Here is a 21956-nt window from a genome sequence, read left to right as displayed (position 1 = left end):
GCGAAAGGGCGGCAGCCGATGAAAGAAAAAGCCCTGGCGTTCAGCGGTTGGGTAGACCGGGGCATGTTCTGGATCACGCCGCTGATGCTCGTGCTGGGCCTGATCTTTTCCGAGCCGTTTCTTCCGCTTGTTCCCGCCATTCCGTATTTGTTCGCCTATATTACCTTCGTGATGGGCGTCGGCTGCGGGCGGGAGCATCTGAAACAGGTCTTTGCCCGGCCGATGCCGATCGTGCTGACGCTGGCGCTCAGCCATCTGGTCGCGCCGCTGGCGGCGTTCGGGCTCGGCAGCGCCCTGTTCGGCGCCTCTTCTCCGTATACGGCGGGGCTGGTTCTGTTTACGGTGATTCCGCTCGGCGTTTCTTCCGTCCTCTGGATCGAACTGTCGGGGGGAAGTCTTGCGCTCGGGCTGGCCATGGTGCTGCTCGATTCTGCGCTGAGCCCGATCGTCGTTCCGGGCCTGATCCGGCTGTTTTTCGGAGCGCAGCTGGCATTCGATACGCTGCATCTGATGCGGGACCTGCTGCTGATGGTCGTCGTGCCGACCGCGCTGGGCGTCGTGATCTACGAACGCTCGGGAGGGCGGTTCAAGCGGAAGGCGGCGCCGGTGCTGCTGCCGCTCTCGAAACTGTTTTTCATGCTCGTCATCCTGCTGAACGCGGCGGGCATCGCGCCGTATGCGTACGAGCTGCGCGGCGATCTGGCCTCGGTCGTTCCGGCGGTGCTGATTCTGGTAGCTCTCGGCTACCTGCTCGGCTACTACGCGCCTCTGCTGCTCAGGCAGCGGACGCCCGAACTGTCGGTGACGGTCTCGTTCGCGGCGGGCATGCGCAACAATTCGCTCGGCTTGGTGCTGGCGCTGGGCTACTTTTCGCCGCAGGCCGCCGTGCCGGTCGTGCTCGCCATTTTGGTCCAGCAGCCGCTGGCGACGCTGCATCAATTCGTTTTACGCAAGTTTAAACCGTATCCGCTGAAGGAGAGCCTGCATCCATGAAACCTTTTCGTTCCCGCTTGACTTTGATTTTGCTGCTGCTGGTCGGCATTTCGGTGCTGGCCGCCGGTCTCACCATGGCCAAAGTGTTCCGGGATTCCCACATCAGTTCCCTGGAAGACTATATGGGCCGGGAGATCGATCTGCTGGAGGATCTGCTCGAGCTGCCTCCGGCTCCTGCCGCGGGCGAGGCGCTGCCTTCGGTATTCGAAGAGGAAGCGAAGCGGCTCGGGTCGCTCACCGATTCGCGCGTCACGTTCGTGGCGCGCGACGGCCGGGTGATCGGCGACTCCCTCGGCAACACGGCTTCGATGGACAATCATCTGAACCGCGAAGAGATCCGCACGTCCGTCTCCGGCACCCCGGGCCATGCGGTCCGCTACAGCGATACGCTCGGCCGCGATATGCTGTACGTTGCCGCTCCGATCGTCTCTTCCGGCGGGTTCGACGGTTATCTGCGCCTGTCGATGAGCCTGGACATCGTGGGGGAAGGGCTTCAGCGCGGCTGGATCATTATGGGCAGCGCACTCGCGATTCTGTTCCTGATCGCGGCCGTGGTCAGCTACCGTCTGGCCGGAGGATTGACCCGTCCGATCGAGCATATTATGGATACCGCCAACCGTATCTCGAAGCTCGACTACGATGCCAGGGTCGGTCCGATGCGCCAGGACGAAATCGGCCAGCTCGGCGCCTCGATCGATAATATGGCCGACAGCCTGCAGGCGCAGATGCATACGATTCGGGACAACGAGAGCCTGCTGCAGAACGTGCTGGACAATATGACCGGCGGCATTCTGATGGTCAACCAGGACGAGAAGATCGGTCTGGTCAACCGGCAGGCGGAGCGGATGCTCGGCATCCGGGCCGACCGGGTCGTAGGGCGCCGGTATGTGGAATTGAAGCGGTTCTACGAGCTTACGCGATTTATCGAAGAAGGATTGCAGCGCAAATGCCGAATGCACGACGAACTGACGCTGTTCGTGCCCGAAGAGCGGCTGATCTCGCTTGACGGCGTTCCGATGACGGTGCTCGAAGAGTCGTACCACGGGATGCTCTTCCTGTTCCAGGACGTATCGGACATTCGGCGCCTGGAACGGATGCGCAGCGAATTCGTGGCCAATGTCTCGCACGAGCTGAAGACGCCGGTCGCCGCCGTACAGGGCTTTGCGGAGACGCTGCTGGCGGGCGGCGTCAAGGACGAAGAGACGGCGCGGTCGTTCCTTAAAATCATTTACGACGAAGGGGATCGGCTTAACCGGCTGATCGGAGACATTCTCGACTTGTCGAAGATCGAGTCGCGCCGGATTCAGCTCGATTACGCGCCGGTGCATGTGCTGACGCTGTTCCAATCGGTAAGCCGGGTGCTGGAAGGGGCGGCGGAGCAGAAGCGGATCGAGATTCGCCTGAACGTCCCCGAAGAGCTGTTTATCGAAGCGGACGAAGACCGGCTGCGGCAAATTTTTCTCAATTTGGTCGGCAACGGAGTCAGCTACACGCCGGACGGGGGAAGAATCGTCATCAAGGCCGAGGAGTTTACGGACGAAAGGTATGACGACGAACGGATCCGGTTCAGCGTGTCGGACAACGGGATCGGCATTCCGAAGAAGGATCTGCCGCGGATCTTCGAACGGTTTTACCGCGTCGACAAGGCGCGTTCGCGCAGTTCGGGCGGGACGGGCCTCGGCCTTTCGATCGTCAAGCATCTGGTGGAACTCCACCGCGGCACGATTTCCGTCGAAAGCGAGCTGGGCGTCGGCAGCACGTTTATCGTCGAACTGCCCATACTGCAGGAAAATCCGTAATTTTTTACACAGAGTTAACAATGCCGTGATATGCTGATGAAGGTCAAAACAAGGCGTGTGCGCGAACATGCCGTTTTCCGTCCGATAATCGGCAGCAGACAAAGGCGGAACGGCTTGCGCTTTGCGCAAATGTCGCAGGCAAACGAAATGGGGGATCGAGCCAATGGCTAGGAAACTGCTCGTCATCGAAGACGAGCCGACGCTGTCCCGGTTGATTTCTTATAATCTGTCCCAGGACGGCTACGAAGTCGTACTCGAAGAACACGGAACGGGCGGCTATGAACGCGCGCGCAGGGAAGCATTCGATCTGATCCTGCTCGACCTGATGCTGCCCGGCATGAGCGGAATCGAGATACTCGAGAAATTGCGAGGTTCCGGCGTGAAGACGCCGATCGTGATCCTTACCGCCAAAAACGCGGAGGAAGACATCGTGCTCGGACTGAAATTGGGAGCGGACGATTACATTACGAAGCCGTTCGGCGTGTCGGAAATGCTGGCGCGCGTCGGTGCGGTCATTCGCCGCACGTCGGGCGAAGAATCGGAATATACGGTTCCGGCCACGTCCGAATCGAAAATCAGTCTGGGCGCGCTGACCATTTATCCGGATAAATATGAAGTCACGCTCGGCCAGCAGGCGATCAACCTGAGACCGAAAGAATTCGAAGTGCTGCTGTACCTTGCGCGCAAGCCCGGCGTAGTCATGACCCGGGACGACTTGATGAACGCCGTCTGGGGCTTCGATTACATCGGCGGACAGCGGACGGTGGACGTGCACGTCAGTTCTTTGCGGAAAAAGTTGGAACTCGATCCGGGATCGGTACATATCGATTCGATTCGGGGCGTCGGTTACAAATTGGTCGTGGCTCAAGCCAAGGCAGACTCCAGGTCATCCCTTTGAAGGGAAGACCGGAGTCTTTTTTTGCGACTTTTTACCCGGTATTAACCGGACGTTGACATCAAGCGAACGTGCCGCCCATATAATTGAAGAAAAAACGACGGGAGAGAAGCGTTCATGCCTGGAGCGGGAACGATCGAAAGAGAAGAAATGGGACTAAAGCCGGAATTGGAAAAAGAAGTGACGGGAGAGGAAGAGACCGCGGGATCGACAGGGGCGTCGGACCGCGGTTTTGAACTTCAAGAAAGGGCGGCTTCGGAGACGGACGGCCCGGCGGGGTGGGGAAAACTGCCGGCGGAAGCGGGCGAAATCGGAGAAGGGCGTGAATCGTCGCGGCAAAAAGGAGAGGCTGAGGAGTACCCGAACGAAGCGGCGGCGGCTTCGGCCCGATTGTCGGAGCTGTTCGCGCGGCGTTCGCGGGAGCGGGAGGCCAAGCGGAGCAGCGGGCGGGATTCAGGCGCTTACGGGGCGCCGGAGGGCGCCGCGGCGAAAGTGTCGGAATCGGAAGCGACTGCCGCTCTCGAGGCCGAGATTCGCTTGGAAGCGGGCGTCGGAGCGTTCGACTTGGCGGAGAGCGAAATTGTCCGTCCCGTATTGTCGGATTACGCGCGGCAGGCGCCGACGATCGGTCCGGAACTGACCTGCTTCGAAGCGCTTCAAGTATTCAAACGGGAAGAAAACGCACCGTGCATCGCGGTCTGTTCGCCGGACGGGCGGCCGATGCTGCTGCTCATGCGCGACGCGTTCTACCGTAAGCTGACCGGCCGATTCGCGCCGGAGCTGTTTTACGACCGACCGGTTGCCGAAGCGGCCGGAATGCCGCCGCTGACGGCGGAAGTCGATACCTGCCCGAGCGAGCTGATCGACATCGCCCTGACGCGGGGTGACGAATCGTTTGCCGACTGCGTGATTTTGACGCAGGACGGCGTATACGAGGGCGTTCTGACCGTGCGGGACATGATCCGTCTGTCTCGGGATCTGCAGGGCCGCTCGGCGCTGGAACGCCAGAACCAGATTGCCGGAAGCCGGCAAATGCTGGGTCAGGTAGCCGGTTCGCTGTCAGAAATCCACGGCGCGGCGGGAAGCGTCGTTAAGGAAGCGGAACGGATGAGCCGGCGGACCGAGGAGGGGCGGCATGCTCTCGGCGACGCGGGCCGCGCCTTCTCGGAGGCGTCGGAGGCCATTGCAAGGCAGCGAGGGTCGATCGGCGACATGCTGGCCTGCGCCAAGGAGATCGCGCAGGCGACCGGTTCGATCCGGGGAATCGCCGGAACCAGTTCGCTGCTTGCGCTGAACGCTTCGATCGAGGCGGCGCGCGCGGGCGAAGCGGGGAAAGGGTTCGCGGTCGTAGCCGGCGAAGTCCGGGCGCTGGCCGAGTCGACCCGTCAGCTTTCCGACGAAATCGGCAGCCTGCTGGAACGCATGAACGTGCTCAGCCTGGAAGCGGCCGGAGGCATGGAAGAAGCGGAGACCCGTATTCGCGGGGCGGCGGGACAGATGATGGCCGCCGACGAGGAATTCCGCGAAGTGTCGGGTTCGGCGCGGAATTCCGAAGAGGGCGGCCGTTTCACCTACGGGTTGACAGAGAGCGCTTTGCGCGAGGTCGAAGCCGTCCGCCAGGCGTTGGAGCAGTCTTTGGCCGATAGGTGAACCGGCAAAGGACCGGTTTGTCGTCGGATTTTACGCTGCGTTTACAATTCTTCTTAATGTTCTTAACAAACCGGATGTAGACTGGCTTGAGGAGAACCGCGAAGGAGACTCAGAAGAATGGAACCGATTATCCGTACCGAAAACCTGGATCTGTATTACGATCAATTTCATGCGCTGAAAAGCGTTAACCTGGATATTCCCGAAAAGGCGGCAACCGCCTTCATCGGCCCTTCGGGCTGCGGCAAGTCGACGCTGCTCCGAACGCTGAACCGGATGAACGACCAAATCGCCGGAACCCGAATCGAAGGGCTTGTGTCTCTGGCGGGCGCCGACATCTACGATAAAAACATGGAAGTGGAATCGCTGCGCAAACGCGTGGGCATGGTATTCCAGCAGCCGAATCCTTTCCCGAAGTCCATTTACGAGAACGTGGCGTACGGCCCGCGCCTTCAGGGCATCAGCAAGAAGAGCGAGCTGGATCAGATCGTCGAGGAGAGCTTGAAGCAGGCGGCGCTTTGGGAAGAAGTCAAAGATTTCCTGAAGCGTTCGGCGCTCGGCCTGTCCGGCGGGCAGCAGCAGCGCTTGTGCATCGCGAGAGCGCTGGCGGTAAAGCCCGACGTGCTGCTGATGGACGAATCCACTTCCGCACTGGACCCGATTTCGACGGCGAAGATCGAAGATCTGATTCGCGAAATCAAAAACCGCTACACGATCGTCATGGTGACGCACAACATGCACCAGGCAGCCCGGATCTCGGACAAGACCGTCTTTTTCCTGAATGGCGAAGTTATTGAAGCGGCGGAAACGAAGACCTTATTTTCCACGCCGGAAGATTCGCGCACGGAAGATTACATTTCCGGCCGGTTTGGTTAAACAGAACATATAAGGAGGTCGTTTCATATGGTCCGCAGACATGATTTTGACGAAGGGCTGAACCAACTGCGCGAGCTGCTCATTCAAATGGGCACACGCATGGACGAGGCACTGAAAATGGCGGTGGAGTCGCTCAAGTCTTCCGATTTGGTCAAAGCCGAAGAAGTTATTCGCCGGGACGCCGAGTTGAATGCGCTGGAGGAAGAAATTCTGGAGCTCGGTTCGCAGTTGATTATTACGCAGCAGCCGGTGGCCAAGGACCTGCGCCGTATTATCGTCGCTTTTAAAATTTCGAGCGATTTGGAACGGATGGGCGATCTGGCCCGCGATATCGCGAAGGTAACGGTTCGCATGGACGGACAGCCGAACGTCAAGCCGTTGGTCGATATCCCGCAGATGGCAAGCATTGCTTCCACGATGATTTCGGAATCGATTCGTTCGTATATGGACGAAAATACCGATCTCGCTTACAAAATGGCGAAGGATGACGACGAAGTCGACGAATTGTACGGTTCCATGCTGCGCGAGCTGTACAACCTGCTGCTGGAAAAGCCGGAAGCCGCGCCTCAAATGATGCTGCTGCAGATGGTCGGACGCTATATCGAGCGGATTGCCGACCATGCGACGAACATCGGCGAAAACGTCGTATTCCTGGTGACCGGACGGCGTCCGGATCTCAATCCTTAAATTTTTGCAGCGGGCGTTCCGCGGAGCACGGCGGCCAGCCGATCGTCTTCCCGCTTCGCCGTAGCCGCCGGATGCTCGCCCCGCCCTTACCCGTTCTTTCGGTATTCCCTGCCGAAGGAACGGGTTTTAAGTTTGCAGACCCGCCGCGAATGGGTAATTTACAGAGCGGGCAAAGCCCGATGACGCTGGGGAAGGACCGATTAATATGAAGCCGATCGATCAACCGCTTATACATAACAAGCAGTCGGAAGAAGAAGGAACCTCGGAGCGTGAATGGCGATGGTACCGTTTTGCGGATCATGCGGAGGCGAAAGCTTATCCGGATTGCGCCAAAGACGAGGACGCGGCAAGCTGGCTATCGGAAAGCCTTGTCCGAACGCATAACCGCACCTTGGCGATCGCACGCCACCGGCAGAGCGAAAGCGTGCTGAACGGAACGCTTTTGCTCGACATGGCACCCGAGAAGCGGGACAATAATCTGCTGCTGCATTATTTCGTCAAAAAAGATCTGTTCATTTTGATCGGCGGGACGAACGCGGCGCTGACCCGAACGGACGAGCGGGGATTGACGAATGCGATGCTCGAAAGCGATTCGCCGATCGACGCCCTGCTGGTGCTGCTCAGCGAAATCCTGGAATATTTTTTCATTCAGTCCGACAGTTTCGAACAAAATCTGCACGAACTCGAAGAAGAGATGCGGCATGTGAACGACCGGCACGTGCTGCAGAAAACGATCGACCTGCGCAACGATCTGACATACTGGAACGCCCAGATCATTCCGATCAAGGAAATCCGCTACGCGTCGGAAGAAACGTTCCGGAGCGACATGGAACAATCGGACTGCAAGCATATTCTCGATCTGCGGCTGAGACGGATAGACATGCTGCAAAAGGAATACGATAACGAGATCGACTCGCTGCTGCGCGTGGACGAAAATATTACGAATTACCGCTCCAACGACATCATGAAAACGCTGACCGTATATACGGTGCTGCTGACGCCGATGACGGCTCTGGGCGCAATCTGGGGCATGAATTTCGAGCATATGCCCGAGCTGTCGTGGCCGCTGGGCTACGCTTTTGCGCTGTCCCTGATTCTGTTGACCACGCTGTTGACTTACGGGTGGCTCAAAAAAAGGGGACTGACGGGCGACATTCTCAATATGAACATGAATCCGGGAGAGAAAAAGAGGAGGCATCGTCACGGACGACGGCCGGACCGGGAATTCAAAGGGCGCACATGATTTTTCGGCCGGACTCTCGCGGAAGCGGGGTTCGGCTTTTTGTTCGATTAATGGTATCATAGAGGAACGAAGATTCCACCCAAGCGGAGGTTGTGCATGAATAAATTAATGATGATCGACGGCAACAATCTGATCTACCGGGCGTTCTACGGCATCACCGCCCCGCTGCAGACGGCCGACGGCCGGCCGACCAACGCGGTGTACGGTTTTATGCTGATGCTGCTGCGTTTGCTCCAGGACGAGAAGCCGACGCATATTTTGGTCGCGTTCGACGCCGGCAAGAAGACGTTCCGGCACGACACGTTCGGCGAGTACAAAGCGGGACGCCAGAAGACGCCGCCGGAACTGAGCACGCAGTTTCCGCTGCTGAAGGAACTGATCGAAGCGCTCGGCATCAAGCAGTACGAGCTGGAAAACTACGAGGCCGACGATATCATGGGCACGCTGGCGAAGCGGGCCGACGCCGAAAAATGCGAAACGGTCATTGTCAGCGGCGACCAGGACGTGCTGCAGCTGGCTTCGGAACACGTGCGGATCAATCTGCTGAAGGGCAAGGGGGTCGGCGACGTGCTGCCGCACGGACCGGAACAGATCATGGAGCGTTTCGGGCTGACGCCGCAGCAGATCATCGATCTCAAAGGCCTGATGGGCGATTCTTCCGACAACATTCCCGGCGTGCCGGGCGTCGGCGAGAAGACGGCGCTCAAGCTGCTGCACGAATTCGGAACGGTCGAAAATCTGCTGGCCAATACGGACAAGCTAAAAGGGAAGCAGAAAGAACGCATCGAAGAAAACGCGGACAGCGCCGAATTGAGCAAAAGATTGGCGACCATCTTCCGCGACGTTCCGCTGCCGCTCGAATGGGACGAGCTCGCTTACGCGGGCGCGAACCGCGACGAAGCGGTACCGGTGCTGCGCAATTTGCAGTTCACCTCGCTGATCGACAAAATCCCGTATGCGGGCGGAGTCGGCGAAGACGAAGATCCGTTTGCTCCGGCCGCGCCGAAAGCCGACGAACGTCCGCCGCTCGACGTGCGCGTCGCGGATGAAGACCTGCTCGGCGAACTGGCGGAGTTCCTGCCGAAAGTGAGCGTGATTCACGCGGAAACGCACGGCGACAACCCGCATCACGCGGAAGTCGCCGGCCTGACGCTGCACGGGGAAGACCGTTATTATTACGTGCCGTTCGAGCTGCTGCGCTCGCCCGAAGCGGCGCCGGTGCTCGATTGGCTGGAAGACGCCTCGGCGCCGAAAAGCGGTTACGATCTGCACCGCACCGACCTGGCTCTGTACTGGAACGGCGTGAACTTCGCGGGCGCGGCGTTCGACTCGCAGCTTGCGGCGTACTTGATCGATCCGACGGAGACGGCGACGACGGTCAGCGGGCTGGCCGCCAAGTACGAGCTTCCGGCGCTGGCGGAAGACGAAGAAGTCTACGGCCGCTTGACGAAGTTCGCCTGGCCGGATATCGAGACGCTGGCCGCGCACTCGGCGCGCAAAGTCGAGGCGCTGGAAAATATCATTCCGAAGCAGCGGGAGCTGCTGGAGAGCTTCGAGATGAATCGGCTGTTCTTCGAGCTGGAGATGCCGCTGTCGCGCATTCTGGCGGATATGGAGAAGCAGGGCATCGCCGTCAATCCGGACGATCTGGAAGCGCTCGGCCGGGAGTTCGAAAGCGAGATCAGCCGTTTGCAGGCGGAAATTTACGAGCATGCCGGCATGGAGTTTAACATCAATTCGACGCGTCAGCTCGGCGAAATTCTGTTCGACAAGCTGGGGCTGCCGGTGAAGAAGAAGACCAAGACGGGCTATTCGACCGACGCGAAAGTGTTGGAGGAGCTTGCGCCTTATCACGCGATCGTGCGGACGATCCTGCAGTACCGCCAGCTGACCAAGCTGCAGTCGACTTACATCGACGGCCTGCTGAAGGAAATCCGTCCGGAAACGGGCAAAGTGCACACGTATTACCGTCAGGCGCTGACCGCCACGGGACGTCTCAGCAGCCAGTATCCGAACCTGCAGAACATTCCGATCCGTCTGGAGGAAGGCAAAAAGATTCGCAAAGCGTTCGTGCCGTCGGAACCCGGCTGGACCATTCTCGCCGCCGACTATTCGCAGATCGAGCTGCGCGTTCTGGCCCATATTTCGAACGACGAGCGGTTGAAGGACGCTTTCCTGCATGACATGGATATCCATACGAAAACGGCGATGGACGTATTCGGCGTGCCCAAGGAAGAGGTGGATGCCAATATGCGGCGTTCGGCGAAAGCCGTCAACTTCGGCATCGTGTACGGAATCAGCGATTACGGACTGTCGCAGAACCTGGGCATCTCGCGCAAACAGGCCGCCGATTTCATCGAACAGTATTTTGCCGTCTTCAAAGGCGTTCAGCAGTATATGCACGATATCGTCGAAGAAGCGAAGAAGGACGGCTACGTCAAAACGATGCTGGAACGCCGGCGTTATCTGCCGGACATCCACAGCCGGAACTTCGCCCAGCGTTCGTTCGCCGAACGGACGGCGATGAATACGCCGATCCAGGGAACGGCGGCCGACATCATCAAGCTGGCGATGGTGCAGGTGGACGCGGTACTCCGCGAACGCGGACTCAAGAGCCGCATGCTGCTTCAGGTGCATGACGAACTGGTTTTCGAAGTGCCGCAAGACGAGCTGGAACTGATGAAGAAGCTCGTGCCGGCAACGATGGAAGGCGCGCTGAAGCTGTCCGTTCCGCTGAAGGCGGACGTCAGCTTCGGCAGCAACTGGTACGAAGCGAAGTAAACGGGCGCTTCCGCGCCCGCGCGAACAACTCAGAGATTAGCCCGCGCAGCCGTCCCGGCCGACAGGTCGGCGGCTGTCCGCGCGGCTGCCATACGGAAAGGTGATAGAAAGCATGCCGGAATTACCCGAAGTCGAAACCGTCAAACGGACGCTGAACACGCTGGTCGCCGGCAAAACGATCGAACGCGTCACGGTGTCGCTGCCGCGCATCGTTCGGCGTCCGGAAGACCCCGCGCTGTTTGCGGCGCTGTTGGAAGGGCAAACCGTTCGCGATATCGAACGAAGCGGCAAGTTTCTGCGCTTCAATCTGGACGGTTGGGTCATCGTGTCCCACCTGCGGATGGAAGGACGCTACGGCCTGTATGCGTCCGGCGATTCCGTCGAGAAGCATACGCACGTCATTTTCCATTTTACCGACGGAACGGAGCTGCGATACCGCGATGTGCGGCAGTTCGGCACCATGGATCTGCTGCCGGCAGGCGAAGAATTTTCGGGCGCTCCGCTGCATAAGCTGGGACTCGAGCCGCTGTCGCCGGCCTTCACGGCGCAGGCGCTGGAAGAGAAGCTGGCCGGGAAGAAGACCCGCCTCAAGACGGTACTGCTCAATCAGGAAGTCGTTGCCGGCATCGGCAACATTTACGTCGACGAGACGCTGTTCCGCGCGGGACTGCATCCCGAGCGGGCGGCGAACAGCCTGACCCGTACGGAACTCGAGCGGCTGCACCGCTGCATCGTGGACATTTTGACGGAAGCGGTGGCGGCCGGCGGCTCCTCCGTCAAGTCGTACGTGAACGGGCAGGGGGAATCCGGTTCGTTCCAGGATCAGCACCGCATTTACGGACGCAAAGGACAACCCTGCCGGAACTGCGGTACCCCGATCGAGCGCATCGTGGTCGGCGGGCGAGGCACGCATTACTGCCCGGAATGCCAGAAGCCGGGACAAGGAGGAACACAGGCATGAGAATCGGACTGACCGGAGGCATCGCCACCGGCAAAAGCACCGTCTCGCGTTTGCTCGAAGCGAGAGGGGTGCGGATCGTCGACGCCGACGTCATTGCGCGCGACGTGATGAATCCCGGGCAGCCGCTGCTTGCCGCCGTCGCCGAACGCTTCGGTCCGGAATTCCTGCTGCCCGAAGGCGGGTTGGACCGGCGCCGGATGGCCGAGCATATTTTTAACCGGCCGCAGGAGCGCGAAGCGCTGAACGCGATCGTGCATCCCGCCATCCGCGCGGAGATTCGGCGCCAGGTGGACGCATACGAAGCTGAAGGTCCCGGCACGCTCGTGGCGGCGGACATTCCGCTGCTGTACGAATCCGGCCTGGAAGAGCTGTACGAGAAGATCGTGGTGGTCTACGTGCCCCGCGAGCTGCAGTTGAGCCGCTTGATGCTGCGGGACGGACTGTCGCCGGAGCAGGCCCAGGGACGTTTGAATGCCCAGCTCGATATCGAGGACAAGAAACGCAGAGCCGATTACGTGATCGACAACAGCGGTTCGCCGGAGAACACGGAACGTCAGGTGGAACGTCTGCTGGAGAGTTTGAGGGCGCGATGAGGATGATCAAAAAGCGGTTCGTGCTGCCTTTGTTTCTGCTTGTGATCGCCGCGCTCTTTTTCAACAGCGGCTGGATGGCTTGGGTGTATCCGATCGGATACAAGGAAGAAATTCGGGAACAGTCCGATTCGTACGGGATCGATCCGTTCCTGATCGCTTCGATCATTCGGGTGGAAACGAATTTCCGTCCCAGCAAGGAATCGCGCGTCGGGGCACTGGGCATCATGCAGCTGATGCCCGACACGGCGGATTGGGCGATCGAACAGGGCAAGCTGCCCGCAGCGACGACGGAGCGAATCAAGCACGAGCCGGACACGAATATTCGGATCGGCACCTGGTATCTGCGCAATCTGTCCGACCAGTTCGGCGACAATACGCTGGAGGTCGTGGCCGCTTACAATGCCGGACCCGGGAACGTGAAAAAGTGGCTGGAAGACGGAACGTGGGACGGAACGCTCGAAAACGTAAAGAATATTCCGATCGGGGAGACCCGGCACTATATACAGCGGGTCGTTTACTATTATAATCAATATACGAAGGTCTACGAGACGTTCTGAACCGAACGGAGACGGCATGGGGCGTTCCGCATGCCGGTAGAAAGGAAGTGAAAGCATGAAATGCCCGTACTGCGATTACAGCGGCACGAGAGTGCTGGATTCGAGGCCGGCCAACGAAAACAAATCGATCCGCAGAAGGCGCGAATGCGAAAGCTGCGGCCGACGTTTTACGACGTTCGAGATGGTGGAGGAGACTCCGCTGATCGTGATCAAAAAGGACGGCAGCCGCGAGGAATTCAGCCGCGACAAGATTTTGCGCGGGTTGATCCGCGCCTGCGAGAAGCGTCCGGTATCGGTCGAACAGCTGGAGACGATCGTCTCCAGGGTCGAGCGTTCGCTGCGCAACACGGCGGTGGCGGAGATCGAAAGCCGCAAAATCGGCGAGCAGGTGATGCAGGAGCTGTATCCGGTGGACGAGGTCGCCTACGTGCGTTTTGCTTCGGTGTACCGGCAGTTCAAAGATATCAATATGTTTATGAAAGAGCTCAAAACGCTGCTGTCGAAAGACGGCGAGCTGGATGGTTAAAGCCGCCGCCCGGCGGCCCGCGTCCGTTTCCCCGCGAGGGAAGCGGACGCTTTTTTGCGTTCCCGCGTCTGCCGAAGTTCGGGAGTCGGCCGCATGCCGGATTTCTTTTTCAAGAAGTTTTTTCGAAAAGGGGTTTACAGTATCTATGTACTGGTGTACTATTTTGGTATAACACTAGTACATGGAGGTTGAGCAAATGACTTTGACGCAGCCGAACAGACCCCTGCAGGCCGGAGGAGAAGAACCGGTGCTGCGGATGCAGGACGTAACCAAGCGGATCGGACGTAAAACGATCGTGGACAAGTTGTCGTTCGACGTGCGGCGCGGCGAAATCGTCGGGCTGCTGGGACCGAACGGAGCCGGCAAGACGACGACGATCCGCATGATGACCGGCCTGATCAAGATCAGCGCGGGCGACGTGAAGATCGGGGGCCGCAGCATTCAGGACCATTTCAAGGAAGCGATCGTCCATGTAGGCGGCATTATCGAGAATCCGGAATTTTATCCTTACATGAGCGGCTACGACAACCTGAAGCAGGCGGCGCGGATGACCGATTCGGTCGACGAGGCGCGCATCATGGAAGTGATCGCGCTGCTCGGCCTGCAGGAGGCGCTGCACAAAAAGGTCAAAGCGTATTCGCTCGGCATGCGGCAGCGGCTCGGCATCGCGCAGGCGCTGCTCGATCGCCCCAAGCTGCTGATTCTGGACGAGCCGACCAACGGCCTCGATCCGGCGGGGATCCGCGAAATGCGGGACTACCTGAAAAAGATCGCGCACACAGAAGGCATCGCCATCCTCGTCTCGAGCCATCTGCTGTCGGAGATCGAGCAGATGTGCACCCGGGTCGTCGTGATTCAGAACGGGAAGCTCGTCACGGAGCACGCGATCGGAGAATCGGGGAATGCCGGAGCGCTGCCCGAACTGCGCATTCGCGTGGACAAGCCGGATGCGGCGAAACGCGCGATCGAAGCGCTCGAAAACGTGCGGGTGACGGAAGTTCGGGAGACGGAGTCGGACGTGATCTGCCAGGCGGCGGACGCCGACATGCCGGAGTTGATCGATGCCCTGCGACGTGCCGGCGTAGCCGTATACCGGATCGCCGAGACCAAAAAATCGCTGGAAGACGAATTCCTTCAGTGGACGGGAGGCAACCAAATTGCGTAATTTTACCCGATTGATCCAGAACGAGTGGCTGAAACTGACGAAAAAAAGAAGCTTCTGGGTACCGCCGGTACTGCTGATCGTAATCAGCGTCCTGGTGACGGTCATGCTGTACAAATTTTCATCGAACGTCGCGGAAATCGATTCGGTTGCGGCTTACCTGGCCGGCATGGTGGGGGCTTCGGGATTGGGGCAGTTTGCGGCTATTCTGTCGGTCGTCGGCACGGCTGGGATCGTCGCTCAGGAGTACGCCCAGGGCACGGTCAAATTTTTGCTGATCCGTTCCCGCGGCCGCGGCGAAATTTTGCTTTCGAAATATACCGCGGCGGTCATGTATACGCTGATGATGATCCTGATTGCCGGAGCGGCGCTGTATGTGTCGGGCGGATTCGCGTTCGGTTTCGGAGGCACGGGCGCCCAGTGGCTGGATGTGCTGCGGGAGAGCGCCTACGGGTTCGTTTATTCGCTCGTGTACGTCACGCTGGCTTTCATGGTCGGAGCGCTGACCCGCTCAACGGGCGTCGCGATTGGAGCAGGTCTTACAGGCAGCATGTTCGGCGGTATCATGATCTTCAAAGACTTCTACAAATACGTGCTGTTCCCGAATGCGGATCTGTCCGTCTACGGCACGGCGGGACCGCCGCTGCCGGGCATGTCGATCGGATTTTCCCTGATCGTGCTGGCGGTATACATGGCGATCTTCCTGGCCGCGGGGTATACTGTGTTCAGACGCCGGGACGTAGCCTGATCGAGGCGGCACGGGAAGAGGGCGGCGGAAGGGGACGATGCGGGCAGGGCCGATTCCGGCCTTCTCCGTTGAATCCGCCGATGCGCGTTCCGGCACGGGGAAAGGTGTGAACGTCAGAAGTGACTATCGAATTCGACAATAATCTGCCCATCTATTTGCAGATCATGAATTACATCAAGCTGCAGATCGTGACGGGCAAACTGGGCCCCGGCGAGAAAATACCTTCGGTGCGCGAGTTGGCCTCCGAACTGAAGATCAACCCGAATACGATTCAGCGGACTTTTCAGGAACTCGAACGGGAAGGCGTGGCGGAAAGCCGGCGCGGCCTCGGCCGATTCGTGACAAGCGAGGATGAGAAGATCATGAGCATTAAGAAAGAGATGGCTGCCGAACTGCTGGAGCGGTTTATCGGCGGGATGCGGGAGCTGGGGTTCGACAACGACAATATCGTAAAAATCGTGGCGGAGTCGGTAAATGACGGGAAGCGCGAACCGGGAGGAAGCCGAAGTGGAACAACTGCTTGAATTCGAGGCGGTGAGCAAAAAATACGGAAACAAAGCCGCGCTGAGGGACGTCTCGCTATCCGTCGGTCCCGGCCGGATCGTCGGACTGCTCGGCAGCAACGGCAGCGGCAAAACGACCCTGATGCGGATAGCGGCGGGTCTGGACCGTCCCGACTCGGGCACGGTGCGGGTGCTGGGACACGAGCCGGGCAGAGCTTCCAAAGCGCTCATTTCGTTCATGCCGGACCGGCCGCAGTTCGAGCGCTGGATGACGGTCGGGGAAGCGCTCGATTTTCAGCGGGACTTTTTCGCCGATTTCGATCCCGACAAGTCGAAGCGGATGCTTGAGTTCATGAAATTGTCCCGCGGAGACAAAGCTTCTTCGCTGTCCAAAGGCATGCAGGAACGGCTGCAGCTGACGCTTGCCCTGTCGCGCCGGGCTTCGCTGTACCTGCTGGACGAGCCGATCGGCGGCGTCGATCCGGTGGCCCGCGGCCATATCCTCGACGCGCTGGTGGAATTTTACGAAGAAGACAGCAGCATGATCGTATCCACGCATCTGATCGCGGACATCGAGCGGATCTTCGACGAGGTGCTGATGATCAAGGAAGGAAGTCTGGTGCTGCGTCAGGAAGTGGAGCAGCTCCGCATGGATTCCGGCAAAAGCGTGGATCAGCTGTTCAAAGAGGTGTATGCGGAATGTTAACCCTGCTGAAATATGATTTGAAGCGCGATCAGTTCATGCTGCTCGGCGGAATGATCGCCCTGCTGCTGGCGCTGCTTACGATCGAGCTGGGCGGAAGGCAAATCAACATAGAAACCAACGGTATTGCGGTGTTGAGCTTTATGACTTATTCCTTTTTCGGCATTCTGCTGCTGATCGCGGTATGCAACAGCTTTCGGGCCAGCATCCGTTCCGTCGGCCGTCGTCTCGTTCCGCTGGGCAGCATTCATTACGTCGGCGCCGCGCTGCTTTACGCGCTGCTGCTGAGCGCCGTGCTGCTGGCGATCGCGGGACTGCATCTGCTGTATTACAAGTCCAGCGGCATCCTGCGCGAACTGGAGCAATCGGGCGGCGTTACGGTGAACTGGAATTCTTCGCTTCCCCTGCCGTTCGGCATAGTCGTGGTCGTGCTCTGGAGCACTCTCTTCCTGGTTACCATGCTGCTGCTGGTGATGGCGGTCACGGAAAGTTTGAAATTCAAAGGGCGCAGCCTGATCGGGCTGGTGATCGTCGTTCTGCTCAGCAGTGTGATCTCCTGGGCGAAAAATGCCTTTTTCGGCGGCGTGGGCGTCGGGACGCTGCCGGGTTTCCACATCGAAAACCAATCTCAAATGACGATGCAGTCGCAATATTCCAGCATCGACGGGTTCGGGTTTGTGTTCGAGCTGGTCGTCGCCGCCCTGTTCATATGGGCAGCGGTTAAGCTGATCGACCGCAAAGTACGAATCGAGTGAAAATCATCCAAATAAAAAGCGTCTTTCGAGTCCGCAAGGATTCGGAAGACGCTTTTGTGTGTTAATCGTAAGAGGTACAAATAAATGCAACAAAAAACATCTTTCCCGGTTGATTTCCAACGGAAAAGATGTTATACTAATAGCTGTCCGTAATTTAGTTGTTTATAAACAAATATATTAAAATCATAGCACGGATTGATTATATTGTCAAATGAATTTTGAGACGAATTATTAGGGAGTCAACCCTCAATTTCTGGAAGGAAGGGGAACTATATATATGGATCGAAACCTGGAAACCGAATCCAATCAGATTCCTGAAGAAGCCGTTCTGACCGGCGCGGGCAGCGACGACTCCGTACGCATGTACCTGAAGGAGATCGGGCGCACGCCCCTTCTGTCCGCGAACGAAGAGATCTCCCTGGCGGAACGCATCGTGCAGGGAGACGAAGAAGCGAAGCGCAGACTGGCCGAAGCGAACCTGCGTCTCGTTGTCAGCATCGCGAGACGTTACGTGGGACGCGGCATGATGCTGCTCGACCTCATTCAGGAAGGCAACATGGGCCTGATCAAAGCCGTGGAGAAGTTCGACCACACCAAGGGCTTTAAATTCAGCACGTACGCGACATGGTGGATCCGCCAAGCGATTACGCGCGCTCTGGCCGACCAAGCGAGAACGATCCGGATTCCGGTACACATGGTCGAGACGATGAACAAGTTCATGCGAGTCTCGCGCCAGATGCTGCAGGAACTGGGCCGCGAGCCGTCCGTCGAAGAATTGGCGAAGGCGATGGAAATGACCGAGGAGAAAATCCGCGACATCATGAAGATCGCCCAGGACCCGGTCTCGATCGAGACGCCGATCGGCGACGAGCAGGATTCGAAGCTGGGCGACTTTATCGAAGACAAAGAAGCGATCGCGCCGTCCAAGTTCGCGGAAGCGGGCCTGCTGCGCGAACAGCTGGAAGAAGTGCTCGATACGCTGACCGAGCGCGAAGAGAACGTGCTGCGCCTGCGCTTCGGTCTGGAAGACGGCCGTGCCCGCACGCTCGAAGAAGTAGGCAAAGAGTTCGGCGTTACGCGCGAACGGATTCGTCAGATCGAAGCCAAAGCGCTGCGTAAGCTGAGACACCCGAGCCGCAGCAAGATTCTCAAAGGCTACCTCGAGTAAGCTCTTCGGGACGAAACGAATAAGTAAATGCAAAGACCGGAACCTGGCGTTCCGGTCTTTTTTGTCCAGGAAGGAGACGACAATGAAACCGAGAGAGATTTTGAACCGCGGGGAACACCGGCCTTTTCCTCTGCCGAATCGCCCATGGATCATGAAGCAGGTCTGGAACGACCTGCTGTTCGCCCACTGGCCCGTTCGGACGGAAGAAGTACTTCCGTTCGTTCCTCCGGGGATCGAACTCGATCTGTGGGAAGGGCAGCCCTGGTTGAGTTTGTCGCCTTTTTATTTGACGGGGCTTCGGCTGCGCGGAATACCGCATCTGCCGTCCCTGAGCCGTTTTCCGGAATTGAATGCCAGAACTTATGTGAACTGCGGCGGGATGCCCGGCATTCTCTTCTTCAGCCTGGACGCGGACAAGCGTATTGCCGTCGAAGCGGCACGCCGTCTGGGACTTCCGTATCTGAATGCCGACATATCGGTCAAGAGGAGCGGCGAATGGATTCGCTGCCGGAGCATACGCAGCGACGGGCGCGGGCGCGAAGCGGAGTTTGCCGCTTCGTACCGCCCCTTGTCCGCCGAAATCTTCCGCGCCAGGCCGGGCAGCCTGCTGCATTGGCTGACGGAACGCTACTGCTTATATACGAGCGAGCACAGAGGCCGAGTATCCCGCTGCGTGATCCACCACCATCCTTGGCCGCTGCAGGAGGTCGAAGCGCAGATCGGAACCGATACGATTGCGAAATCGCACGGCATCCATCTGCCCGCCCGCAAACCGCTGATGACGTATACGAAGCGGCTCGACGTGCTGTTCTGGCCGCTGGAGAGAGCTGCACGTTCGGGCGAACCGGTAGCCCACGCGGAGCGGCGGCATTAGCCGATATCCGCCCGTTTCTCCTTGCGCCAGCGTATCCGCACTGCCGACAGGAGCAGCAGGATCAGACCGGTATAAAGCAGAGGCGGGGTTAGTCGATCGTCAAAATCCTCGGCGAAGTCCGGGCCACGACGCGGGAAGACAGCCAGCAGCCCGCGGCGGAAGCGGCGATGCTGAACAGGACGGCGGCTGCCGTGCCCGGCAGACTGATGACGAGCGGCAGCCGTTCCAATCCGTAACCGGACAGGATGCGGTTCAGCAGCAGCGGCAGCGCGTAGATGCCGACGAGCGCTCCTGAGGCGGCTCCGGCTGCCGCGACCGCCGTCGCGCCCAGCATCACGGCTCTGCGGATGCGCAGCGAAGACAGCCCGACGGATTTGTAAATGCCGTAGGTCCGGCTGTTTTTGCGGACCTGAATCCGGCAGACGCTGTAAACGATCAGGCAGGTAACGGCGAGGAAGAGCACGCCCATGAGCCCGAGCGGCAGCAGCAGCGAGCGGACGGCTTCGCCGAACACGGCATCGATCAGCGAAGCCTGGGATGCGGCGGACAGAGCGTTCGGATAAGCGGCGTTCCATTCCTCGGCTACGGCTTTCGCGTCTCCCGCGTCGCGCAGCGACACGAAGGCGGTGCGATCGGCCGTGTTCGCGCCGGAGGCAGTCGGGAGCGCCTCCGCCGTCAGCCGGGCGGAATGGGACATGTTGGCGACCGACTGATAGATGCCGGTGACGGTAAACGTCTTTTTTTCTCCCCGAACATACAGGTCGACGAGGTCGCCGACCGTCCGCCCCGCATAACGCGCGGCGTTCAGCCCCAGCGCGATTTCTCCCGCGCCGCGGGGATTGCGGCCTTCCAGCACTTCATAGCCCAATCCGTCGTAGCCGCCGTCCAGCAGGCCCAGGTACACGTTCATGGACGAACCGGCCGAAGAAGGATCGTCCGATTTGAGTACGGCGGATGCGCCGGTATACCAGCCGTAGCGCTCGATTCGCGGGTCGTTTTTCATCTTTTCAATAAAGTCGCTCCGTTTCAGAAGCGGTTCGCTGACGACCGTCACCGACACGTCGGAAGCGTCGTAGCCCCACTGCCCGGCCGTCCGGCCGGTCGCAAGCACGCTGGACAGCAAAAGGATGCCGAAGACGAGGACGGAAGAGGCGACGAGCGCGATCAGCCCCGTGAAAAAAGCAGCCCGCCGGCCGCCGGCCACGCTCCCGGCTGCCAATGCCAAGCCGACAGGGAAGCGTCCCAGCCCGCTTCTTCCTTCCGGCTTCCGGCCGCGGCTTCCCGCCTGATTCTGTTCCGCCATGCCGTAGCGGATCGCCTGAGCAGGCAGAATGCGGCGGGCACTTCCGGCATAGAGAGCGGCGCAGGCCAGCACGAACAGGACCAGAAACAGGCCGGACAGCATAACCCAACCGCTGCCGTGCAGCGAGGTCGGCGCGTCTCCGGCATGCAGCGAGGCCAGCGTATTGTCTAAAATGGCGGCGGCGGGAAGGCGGCTGAGCAGCAGCCCCGCCGCGACGGACGGCAGGGCGATCGCGCCGTACTGCAGAACGTACGGGGCGACGATGCCGGCCGTCGTCAGGCCCATGGAGCGCAGCACGCCGATCGTCCGATAGCGGGTCAGCAGCGCGTCGGAGACGGTGAAGCCGATCGTGGCGAGAGCGATGGCGGCCATCACCGCGCCGAGGAACATCATAACGAAACCGATGACGCGGTTGAGGATCAAGTAAAAGGCGGAGATTTCCGCGAAGTCGGTTCTCGTCTCGAGATACGGCGATCCGAGCGCCTGTTCGAAAGCGCTCCAATCTTCGGCCTGCCGGCCGTAATCGTCGAAACGCAGCCCCATCATGAAGCGGGCGCCGCCTTCGACGGCGGACAGCTCCTGCCGGTAATCGGCATCGTTCATCCAGATCCGGGCGCTTGTAGTGAACGGGGAGCCGTACGGAACGTCGACCACGACAGCGGATACCGTGAGCTCGAACGAACCGCCGGGCGTCCGGAAACCGAGCGTGTCGCCTTCGAATATTCCCGCGGAAGCGGCCAACGAAGTGGGAATCCAGACGGTTCCCGGAGCCGGAACTTTAGCGGAAGGGACATCCGAAGAGAACAGCGGTTCGTCGACGCCGAACGGAAGGCTCGGCGTGTCCATCATGTACAAATAGAGATTGGGAAGATCTTTTCCTTCGTGCGCGAGTCCGGACAAGTTTTTGTAAGGCAGCGGCTTCGAAACCCGGACGCCGGGCCGATCTTCCCACCACCGGTAGACGAACTCCGGATCGTGCAGCCCCTGGTCCAGCGTCAGGATCTGATGCGAACCGTTCGTTTCCCGGTGGGCGTCTTCGAACAGATTTTCCGCGTTCAGCAGGACGGTCAGCGCGGTGCCGAGCAGAACGGCGGAAAGGAGCAGAAGCAGGGCGGTCAGCAGATTTTGCAGTTTCCGCCGCCGCAGCATGGACAGCGTCAATACGATAACGGCACGCACGGC

At 59.4% G+C, this 21956-nt stretch carries 19 protein-coding genes and 1 pseudogene; 19 read left to right on the top strand and 1 reads right to left on the bottom strand.

What is annotated here, in order from left to right:
* Positions 1-18 precede the first annotated feature (18 nt).
* From GYN08_RS10815 to GYN08_RS10725, 19 genes and pseudogenes are all read left to right on the top strand, one after another.
* The gene (locus tag GYN08_RS10815) at positions 19-993 is read left to right on the top strand and encodes a bile acid:sodium symporter family protein (RefSeq protein WP_166274215.1); all 975 of its coding nucleotides are present in this window, start codon (positions 19-21) and stop codon (positions 991-993) included.
* Entirely contained in the window at positions 990-2792 is a 1803-nt protein-coding gene (pnpS, locus tag GYN08_RS10810; protein WP_166274214.1) for a two-component system histidine kinase PnpS, read from the top strand. Before GYN08_RS10815 ends, pnpS begins: the two co-directional genes overlap by 4 nt.
* 163 nt (positions 2793-2955) lie before the next feature.
* Positions 2956-3690 (top strand): response regulator transcription factor, encoded by a 735-nt coding sequence (locus tag GYN08_RS10805; protein ID WP_166274213.1) that lies wholly within the window; start codon positions 2956-2958, stop codon positions 3688-3690.
* Between the two features lie 114 nt (positions 3691-3804).
* Positions 3805-5337, top strand: coding sequence for a methyl-accepting chemotaxis protein (locus GYN08_RS10800; protein WP_166274212.1), 1533 nt, complete (start codon positions 3805-3807; stop codon positions 5335-5337).
* Between the two features lie 117 nt (positions 5338-5454).
* Positions 5455-6210, top strand: coding sequence for a phosphate ABC transporter ATP-binding protein PstB (gene pstB / locus GYN08_RS10795; RefSeq protein ID WP_166274211.1), 756 nt, complete (start codon positions 5455-5457; stop codon positions 6208-6210).
* A 27-nt stretch (positions 6211-6237) separates the two neighbouring features.
* A complete protein-coding gene (gene phoU / locus GYN08_RS10790) occupies positions 6238-6897 on the top strand; it encodes a phosphate signaling complex protein PhoU (protein ID WP_166274210.1) in 660 nt (219 codons plus the stop codon).
* Between the two features lie 205 nt (positions 6898-7102).
* Positions 7103-8140, top strand: a complete 1038-nt coding sequence (locus tag GYN08_RS10785; RefSeq protein WP_166274209.1) for a CorA family divalent cation transporter — start codon at positions 7103-7105, stop codon at positions 8138-8140.
* A 96-nt stretch (positions 8141-8236) separates the two neighbouring features.
* Positions 8237-10921, top strand: a complete 2685-nt coding sequence (polA, locus tag GYN08_RS10780; RefSeq protein ID WP_166274208.1) for a DNA polymerase I — start codon at positions 8237-8239, stop codon at positions 10919-10921.
* A gap of 112 nt (positions 10922-11033) precedes the next feature.
* Positions 11034-11882, top strand: a complete 849-nt coding sequence (gene mutM / locus GYN08_RS10775; protein ID WP_166274207.1) for a DNA-formamidopyrimidine glycosylase — start codon at positions 11034-11036, stop codon at positions 11880-11882.
* Complete coding sequence (gene coaE / locus GYN08_RS10770; protein ID WP_166274206.1) at positions 11879-12475, top strand: dephospho-CoA kinase; 597 nt, start codon at positions 11879-11881, stop codon at positions 12473-12475. The genes mutM and coaE overlap by 4 nt, the downstream gene beginning before the upstream one ends.
* Entirely contained in the window at positions 12472-13032 is a 561-nt protein-coding gene (locus GYN08_RS10765) for a lytic transglycosylase domain-containing protein (RefSeq protein WP_166274205.1), read from the top strand. The genes coaE and GYN08_RS10765 overlap by 4 nt, the downstream gene beginning before the upstream one ends.
* A 55-nt stretch (positions 13033-13087) precedes the next feature.
* Positions 13088-13558 carry a transcriptional regulator NrdR gene (nrdR, locus tag GYN08_RS10760; protein WP_166274204.1) on the top strand — a complete coding sequence of 157 codons (471 nt, stop codon included), beginning with the start codon at positions 13088-13090 and terminating at the stop codon, positions 13556-13558.
* A 196-nt stretch (positions 13559-13754) separates the two neighbouring features.
* Positions 13755-14723, top strand: a complete 969-nt coding sequence (locus tag GYN08_RS10755; RefSeq protein ID WP_235946120.1) for an ABC transporter ATP-binding protein — start codon at positions 13755-13757, stop codon at positions 14721-14723.
* On the top strand, positions 14716-15468 hold the full coding sequence (locus tag GYN08_RS10750) for an ABC transporter permease (protein ID WP_166274202.1): 753 nt from the start codon (positions 14716-14718) through the stop codon (positions 15466-15468). The genes GYN08_RS10755 and GYN08_RS10750 overlap by 8 nt, the downstream gene beginning before the upstream one ends.
* Positions 15469-15587: 119 nt before the next feature.
* Positions 15588-15992 carry a GntR family transcriptional regulator gene (locus tag GYN08_RS10745; RefSeq protein ID WP_166274201.1) on the top strand — a complete coding sequence of 135 codons (405 nt, stop codon included), beginning with the start codon at positions 15588-15590 and terminating at the stop codon, positions 15990-15992.
* Positions 15976-16677, top strand: coding sequence for an ABC transporter ATP-binding protein (locus GYN08_RS10740; protein WP_328802923.1), 702 nt, complete (start codon positions 15976-15978; stop codon positions 16675-16677). The genes GYN08_RS10745 and GYN08_RS10740 overlap by 17 nt, the downstream gene beginning before the upstream one ends.
* Positions 16671-17429, top strand: a complete 759-nt coding sequence (locus GYN08_RS10735) for a hypothetical protein (protein WP_166274199.1) — start codon at positions 16671-16673, stop codon at positions 17427-17429. Before GYN08_RS10740 ends, GYN08_RS10735 begins: the two co-directional genes overlap by 7 nt.
* A gap of 349 nt (positions 17430-17778) precedes the next feature.
* Positions 17779-18597 (top strand): annotated as a pseudogene (gene rpoD / locus GYN08_RS10730) (RNA polymerase sigma factor RpoD); the annotation flags it as partial.
* An 82-nt stretch (positions 18598-18679) separates the two neighbouring features.
* Positions 18680-19471: a YqjF family protein gene (locus tag GYN08_RS10725; protein WP_166274197.1), complete on the top strand. Its 792-nt coding sequence runs from the start codon at positions 18680-18682 to the stop codon at positions 19469-19471.
* A gap of 88 nt (positions 19472-19559) precedes the next feature.
* Here the strand turns inward: GYN08_RS10725 and GYN08_RS23685 are convergent, their stop codons facing one another.
* Complete coding sequence (locus GYN08_RS23685) at positions 19560-21953, bottom strand: ABC transporter permease (RefSeq protein ID WP_166274196.1); 2394 nt, start codon at positions 21951-21953, stop codon at positions 19560-19562.
* Positions 21954-21956 lie beyond the last annotated feature (3 nt).

It is taken from the genome of Saccharibacillus alkalitolerans, from assembly GCF_011090185.1.
In the GTDB taxonomy this organism is placed as follows: domain Bacteria; phylum Bacillota; class Bacilli; order Paenibacillales; family Paenibacillaceae; genus Saccharibacillus; species Saccharibacillus alkalitolerans.
This window is presented reverse-complemented; position numbering and strand designations above follow the sequence as displayed.